The following is a 1,070-nucleotide window of genomic DNA, read 5'->3' on the forward strand; positions in this document are numbered from 1 at the left end:
CTGACGCAGACCTATGACGTCACCGTCGACGACGGCAAGGGCGGTACCGCGACGCAGACCGTGACGATCACGATCACCGGTACCAACGACGCCCCGGTGATCACGTCCGGTTGGCAGCTCGGCGGCGTGGTGGAACGCTTTGACGGTTTTCCGGGCGAGAACACGGTTACGCATACGCAGGACGGCACGATCGGCTTTCGCGATGTCGATACGCTCGACACGCACACGGCGAGCTTCACCGCCGGCGGTAACGGTTATCTCGGTACCTTCTCGCTCGATCCGCTGAACCAGACAACCGACAAGGTCGGCTGGAACTTCCAGGTTGCCGACAGCGTGCTCGACTCGCTGCAGGCCGGCCAGATCCTGGTGCAGACTTACGACGTCACCGTCGATGACGGCCACGGTGGCACGGCGACGCAGACGGTCACGATCGTGATCGCCGGCACCAACGACGTTCCGGTGATCACCTCGGGCGTGCAGAGCGGTGCGGTGACGGAGATCGCCGACAAGGCGGCTGGCGAGAATACGGTGACGCACACGCAGGACGGCGCGGTGACGTTTACCGACGTCGATACGCTCGACACCCACAGCGCCAGCTTCTTGCCGCAGGGCCGTGGTTATCTCGGGACCTTCTCGCTGGATGCGGTCGATCAGGCAGCTGACAAGATCGGCTGGAACTTCAAGGTGGCCGATGGCGTGCTGGACTCGCTGCAGGCCGGCCAGACGCTGACGCAGAAGTACACCGTGTTCGTCAACGACGGCCATGGCGGCATTGCGGCGCAGACCGTGACGATCGTGATCACCGGGACGAACGATGCCCCGGTCATTACCTCCGGCGCGCAGGGCGCCACGGTCACGGAGCGTGGCGACGGCGCGGCCGGCGAGAACGCGGTGGTGCATGTCAACGCCGGCAAGGTGGCTTTTGCCGACGTCGATACGCTCGACACCCACAGCGCCAGCTTCAAGGCGAACGGTGACGGCTATCTCGGCAAGTTCTCGCTCGACCCGGTGAACCAGACGGCCAATTCTGTCGCCTGGACCTTCAAGGTCGCCGACGGCGTCATCGACTC

The 1,070-nt window shown here is 64.7% G+C and carries 1 protein-coding gene; it reads left to right on the forward strand.

What is annotated here, in order from left to right; all coding sequences use genetic code 11:
* On the forward strand, positions 1 to 1,070 hold a 1,070-nt coding region (locus tag L981_RS32670; protein WP_043626929.1), incomplete at both ends, for a VCBS domain-containing protein.

The sequence above is a fragment of the Ensifer sp. ZNC0028 genome (assembly GCF_000799055.1).
Taxonomy (GTDB): Bacteria; Pseudomonadota; Alphaproteobacteria; order Rhizobiales; family Rhizobiaceae; genus Ensifer.